Source organism: Dendronalium phyllosphericum CENA369 (assembly GCF_016056275.1).
Classification (GTDB): domain Bacteria; phylum Cyanobacteriota; class Cyanobacteriia; order Cyanobacteriales; family Nostocaceae; genus Dendronalium; species Dendronalium phyllosphericum.
On record NZ_JAECZA010000242.1, the window covers coordinates 23620 to 29619 of the forward strand.

3 protein-coding genes and 2 pseudogenes are annotated in these 6000 nt (G+C 39.8%); 3 read left to right on the forward strand and 2 right to left on the reverse strand.

Annotated features, from left to right (window positions below):
- Positions 1 to 101: 101 nt before the first annotated feature.
- Positions 102 to 464 (reverse strand): hypothetical protein, encoded by a 363-nt coding sequence (locus tag I8752_RS28665; RefSeq protein WP_214435612.1) that lies wholly within the window; start codon positions 462 to 464, stop codon positions 102 to 104.
- Between the two features lie 382 nt (positions 465 to 846).
- Here I8752_RS28665 and I8752_RS28670 point away from each other — a divergent pair, with 382 nt between their 5' ends.
- The 3 genes and pseudogenes from I8752_RS28670 to I8752_RS28680 all read left to right on the forward strand — a co-directional run bounded on the left by I8752_RS28670 (position 847) and on the right by I8752_RS28680 (position 5367).
- Complete coding sequence (locus I8752_RS28670) at positions 847 to 2385, forward strand: ATP-binding response regulator (protein ID WP_214435613.1); 1539 nt, start codon at positions 847 to 849, stop codon at positions 2383 to 2385.
- Between the two features lie 106 nt (positions 2386 to 2491).
- Positions 2492 to 2866, forward strand: a pseudogene (locus tag I8752_RS28675) (response regulator).
- A 404-nt stretch (positions 2867 to 3270) separates the two neighbouring features.
- Positions 3271 to 5367 carry an acyltransferase family protein gene (locus I8752_RS28680; protein ID WP_214435614.1) on the forward strand — a complete coding sequence of 699 codons (2097 nt, stop codon included), beginning with the start codon at positions 3271 to 3273 and terminating at the stop codon, positions 5365 to 5367.
- A gap of 200 nt (positions 5368 to 5567) precedes the next feature.
- Here I8752_RS28680 and I8752_RS28685 read toward each other — a convergent pair.
- Positions 5568 to 6000 (reverse strand): annotated as a pseudogene (locus I8752_RS28685) (IS701 family transposase); the annotation flags it as partial.

The window sequence follows — 6000 nt, forward strand, 5'->3', positions numbered from 1 at the left end:
TTGAGCCAGTGCATTTGATAAATCACACAACGAGGACATGAGAATAATCTCTTCTCTACTCCCTATTTGTCAGCGAAATTTTGTATTGGAAATCACCTTCTTCATTGAGGTCGCCCGTAATGGGCGCGACCTTTGCCATCGAGGGTGTCAAGCACTAAAACTTGCTGTCCGTATTCGTTTGTCTCGACAGACCAATCATAGGTTTCAGAGTTAGCAGTTACCTGGAAGCGATCGCTAGAACCATTGGGAGCTGCCGACTGTCCCGTGTATTGGTCTTGGTATTGGATGGATGAAATTCGACCGTACAGCCACTCGCCTTGGAGTACTTCAGGTATCGCACCGTTATTCTCTGCTTGACTCGTGCTGGAGTAAAAAACTACGCTGGCGCTCAAAGCTATATTCAGCGCACTAGAAGCAAAAAGCTGGGCGGCTTTCGGTAGGGAATGAAGTTGCTGACAAGTCATGTTTAAGTACCTATGATTTGATTTTTTAGAGATTAATGTATATATCGGCTTAAACGTTCGATAACGCTATTTATATGTGTTGGTATGCTGTATTTAGTTGTGGTTTTCAGCTAATGTTTTGATTGATATTTTTAAGTTAAAGAACAATCGGGGAGAAGTAGGGGAGATAATAGTAATTCGTAATTCGTAATTCGTAATTTGTAATTTGTAGGGGCGCAAGGCTGCAATTACCGTACTCGATCTAGGCGGTTTACCATCTTTTACCAATTTAGGATAATTGGGTTATTAATATTTTGTAATAATTAATTATTAAAAGATTAAACTAACGTTACAATTGCTGAAGAATAATGAGTAGCCTATTCTGGCTCAAATCGATATTGTGATGCTTAACCAGTCGCTGCAATCGCCCAAAGCAGACATTTTGGTAATTGATGACACGCCAGAAAATTTGCATCTTCTATCCGCCATGTTGACGGAACAAGGATATAAAGTTCGGAGTGTAACCAAAGGGTCTACGGGGTTGCGAGGGGCAAATGCTGCTCCTCCCGATCTGATTTTGTTGGATGTGAATATGCCGGAGATGAATGGCTATGTAGTTTGCCAACACCTGAAGGCGAACGATCGCACCCGCGAAATCCCGGTGATTTTTATCAGTGCTTTAGGTGATGTGTTGGATAAGGTGAAAGCGTTTGCAGTTGGCGGAGTGGACTACATTACTAAGCCTTTTCACTTGGAAGAAGTTTTAGCAAGAATTGACAATCATTTGACAATTCGGAAACTGCAAAAACAACTCCAAGCGCAAAACGAACGCTTGCAACAAGAAATTCACGATCGCGCCAAGGCAGAAGAGAAGTTTACTAAAGCTTTTCGGTCTAGTCCCAATCCAATTGCGATCGCCACAGTCAGCGAAGCACGTTTTATTGATGTCAATCCCAGTTTTTTAAGAATGAGCGGCTATCTTCTAGATGAAGTAGTTGGACATACGATTACTGAATTAGATTTTGGTAAAGATGTCGGAGCGATCGCTAAGACAATTCAACTTTTGCTGGAGACTAGCTCATTACACAATCAGGAATTTGAATTCTCTACTAAGTTTGGCGAGGTTAAAACCATACTGCTATCCATCGAATTGATTGATTTATCTGGAGTGCAGTGTGCTTTATTAATTGCCAACGATATTACCGAACGCAAACGTCTAGAAAACGAGTTTATTTCTCTTGTGAGTCACGAATTGCGTACACCATTAACATCCACAATGGGAGCATTGGATTTGTTAGGTGCGGGACAACTAGGAAATCTCAACCCACAGGGACAAAAATTTTTGAGTATTGCCACAACTAATACCGAACGCTTGATCCGTTTGGTGAACGATATTCTCGATTTAGAGCGGATGAAATCGGGCAAAATCTTCATGCGTAAGGTGAACTGCAACGCTGCTCAATTGCTGATTACGGCAACAGAAGCAATGCAAGCAATGGCAGAAAAATCACAAGTTAAGCTAATTGTCAATGCTATCAATATTCAACTTTGGGCAGACCCCGATCGCTTACTGCAAACTCTGACCAACTTACTGAGCAACGCCATTAAGTTTTCAGCACCAGGCGACACTGTTAAAATCGGTGCTGCACTCCCAGACGACGAGAACGTCAAGTCAAAAGAAAATGAATCTGCAACAACCAAGCACCTGCTGATTACTATCCAAGATGAAGGGCGAGGAATTCCTGAAGATAAATTACAGCTGATTTTCGAGCGCTTTCAGCAGGTAGATGCATCTGATTCCCGTAACAAAGGAGGAACGGGTTTAGGACTGGCGATTTGTCGGAATATCGTGCAACAACATGACGGAAAAATCTGGGTTCAGAGCATTTTGGGAGAAGGTAGCACGTTTTATGTCCTATTACCTTTAGCATCCTCTCAATAGCAGCTTCTATCTAATTAATTCTGCTCCACTTTTTGGCGATCGCGTTCTAAAATAGCTCAAGAGCGATGCAGCTAATCAGCATCATATATGATGCAAGAGTGTCACCATGAGCAGAAATATCTTGATTGTTGATGATGAAGAAGACGTACAGGCGATCGCCAAATTGGGATTAGAAATGGGTGCTGGTTGGCATGTGTTAACAGCCAGTTCTGGTAAAGAAGCCTTGCATGTAGCGGCCAATCTCCAACCAGATGTCATCCTCCTAGATATGATGATGCCTGATATGGATGGGCGTGCAACCTTGAAACAACTGAAAGCTAACCCTGTTACAAAAAAAATTCCAGTAATTTTATTAACAGCCAAAGTCCAATAGTCAGATCGAGAAAGTTTTACTTATTTAGATGTTGCTGCTGTTTTTGCCAAGCCTTTCCGCCCCTTAAAATTGGCAGAGCAAATTAGTGAAGCATTAGGCTGGGAGTAAGGGAGTAGGTGTAGGTTTTTGGATTTCGCGTTTTGATCGACGCGGGGAAAATTTGGAACGGAAAAATCAGCTTTTTCAGAATGAATTAGAACTTACGCATTGTCAGAGGTAGAAACACTCTTAATCGTCTATTCCACCAAATCCTAATTATGTGTAATATCCGTTACTGGGAATGAATAAACCAATGCTCGATCCGACAGATGCATGGGCAATTAGTTTTCTCTACATACGAGTTTTATATAGTACAATTACTTAGAATTTATCTAATTACTGTAAATTTCTAAAAAAGTTTGTGTAATTTTACTAAAAAGATTCGTGCAATTGTCGCACAACTATAGTAAAAACAGTAATAATTTACACTCTATAATTACATGGTTTTACCTGCTTAGAACTACCTTTTGATTATGGACAAATCTAGCAATAACATAGATTCTTCTTATATCCCGTACATTGATGGTTTGCGTGCAATAGCAGTTCTTGCTGTTGTCATCTATCATTTAAATTCAACTTGGCTACCAGGAGGGTTTACTGGAGTTGACATATTTTTTACAATATCTGGTTTCGTTGTTAGCTTTTCCATAGCTAAAAAACGAGGGCTGAATCCTGCAAAGTTTGTAGCCTCTTTTTATGCTCGTCGAATTCTGCGTATTGTTCCGGCCTTGTTGACCTGTCTAATACTTGTTAGCCTCGCTGATATTTTATTTATTCCTAAATCTTGGTTAAGCGATGGAATAGAAACAACAGGTAAATATGCTTTTTTTGGTCTTAGTAATTTGATTCTTATGAGATCAAGCGATAGCTATTTTGGGCCAAAAGCTGAATTTAACCCTTTCACTCATACATGGTCTCTAGGGATTGAAGAACAGTTTTATCTAATATTCCCTATGCTGTTCTATTGGTGGACTATCGCAGATAAGAATAATCGTTTCAGACATGTTTCAATCTCGATTTTTACTGTCTTTTTTGCTTTTTCTCTTGCCTGTGCATATTGGCTGTCTAGCAGAAGCGCACCATTGGCATTCTATTCGATTTTTAGTCGATTCTGGGAGTTAGCAGCTGGAGTAATCCTTTATCAGATCGCAGCACCTAGATATGATAATTCTGAGACCAGTTTGAAGTCAAAATGGTCACTTGGAGTATATATTTCAGTAGCACTTGTGATTTTGGGATTTGTTTTTGCTCGCCCAGATCGCTTTCCTTATCCTTGGGCGCTGTGTCCTGTGTTTGGTACTACAGGATTGCTATTCTTTTTACGTGGCAACAAAAACAACCTATTTCGTGTAGGGTTGAGCAATAAACTTATAGTGTTCATTGGAAAAATCTCCTATTCGTTATATCTTTGGCATTGGCCAGTTTTTATATTATTCCGTTGGACTGTAGGGCTAGAATCAATTCCCTGTTATATTAGTGCGATTTTTATTGCTTTTTTACTAACACTTGCTTCCTATTATTTAGTTGAACTACCCATTCGTTATTCTCGCAATATCCGTAGTTTACCAAAAGCCAGAATCGTTTTTATTGGACTCGTAATTGTAGCACTTGTTTGCTACACCACAAATACACAAATATTCTCACATCGTCCACAACTGTCCTTAAGTGTTGTCTCAAAGGAAGAGAGGTTATGGTATTCTAACAAATTTGATCTTACGACTTTCAATCAATTCAATAGCAGTTGCCCAATTGAAATAAGTGTCAACTCTATCAAAGGAGGGGAACTTACTTCTTTTTCAAGGCCTAATTGTCAAGAACAAAAGACTTTTAATCAGCTTTTCGTAGCAGGTGATTCTCATGCTGGTGCCTACGTACCTATGCTCCAGCGACTAAGCATGGAAACAAACACAAATGTATTTCTTTATAGAAAAGTTGGTTGTTCTTACATTAGTCTTTTTGCACCCATCGAGCGGTTGAAAGCTGACTGCCGATCATTTTATAAATCGACTACGACAGATATTCTTGCTCGTGTACAGCCAGGCGATGTTATTTTTTTGCCAAGTCTAAGAGTGAAGCGGTTTGCGGAGCAATGGACATCCTTTTCAGAAGAAGAAGTCAGAGAAGCCATGTTTGGTAAAGCTGCGGTTTTTAATCGTGCCAAAGCCACAGAAGAGGCAATCGCCTTATTGAAACCATTTGTCCAAAGAGGAATTAAGGTTGTTTTCGAGGCACCAACACCAATATTCCGAGCGCCTAATTTTCGATGTTCAGACTGGTTTAACCGAATAAATCCAATCTGTAAGCCGGGGTTGGAAATGTCGAAGGATGTATTGATAAATTATCGTCTTCCTGTAATGGTATCAATTCAAACATTATTAAAAGAGGTTTCTGGTGTAAGCGTATGGGACTCATTCCCTCTGCTTTGTCCGGGTAATTTGTGTCAAGCTACTGTGGATCGTAAACCACTATTTTTTGATGCTGACCACATTAGCGGGTATGGAAATATGGTGGTATATCCTAGCTTTAAAACATTCATAACAGGATTGATGCAAGATGCACCGTATAAGTAAGTGAACTGCAAACATCCAGAGACAAAACTGCAAACAAGACGATTTTGAAACAACATTAATTTGCAAATGAAGCGCCTTCCCAGCTGACCCAGCTCCCCCAGCCTCAACCTCGCAAGAACAGTGCGAAACAATGGCTCTCAAAAGCACTGATACCCCTCTTCTGTCACTTTCCGGAATAAGCAAGTAGTTCAGGAGCTAAATCATCCAGAAGCATAATAGGGTTTAAATTGATTCATTGCGGCAATTAAATGATTGAATCCCAGTAACAAATGTGAATTAGGGAAAATACTTAACCAAGGATAAATTAACCAAAATAGTAAAAGTGGTTGGATAATGAGACGCAGATTATTTAAAGCATTCTTCCATCCAGATTCATGGTTCCATTGCGGATGGTTAGAAAAATCAACATCACTCAGATCTTGTGCCTCAGTCTCAAGTTGACGAGATTGATTTAAGCCTAATAAGACGGAAGAATTTAAACTAATCATCGTGTAAACACAAAAAATAATCTCCCACCACCTCTCAATATGTTGAAAATTGGTGAAACGGTAATCTGTCCAGCCTAGCTCTTGTTTACACTGTCGAAATCCATATTCTACCCAGGTTCTTAATCCATATAAGTCACCTAAAATT

Coding starts and splice junctions, on each gene's coding strand:
- I8752_RS28665 (WP_214435612.1), bottom strand. CDS start 464: ATGACTTGTCAGCAACTTCATTCCCTACCGAAAGCCGCCCAGCTTTTT.
- I8752_RS28670 (WP_214435613.1), top strand. CDS start 847: ATGCTTAACCAGTCGCTGCAATCGCCCAAAGCAGACATTTTGGTAATT.
- I8752_RS28680 (WP_214435614.1), top strand. CDS start 3,271: ATGGACAAATCTAGCAATAACATAGATTCTTCTTATATCCCGTACATT.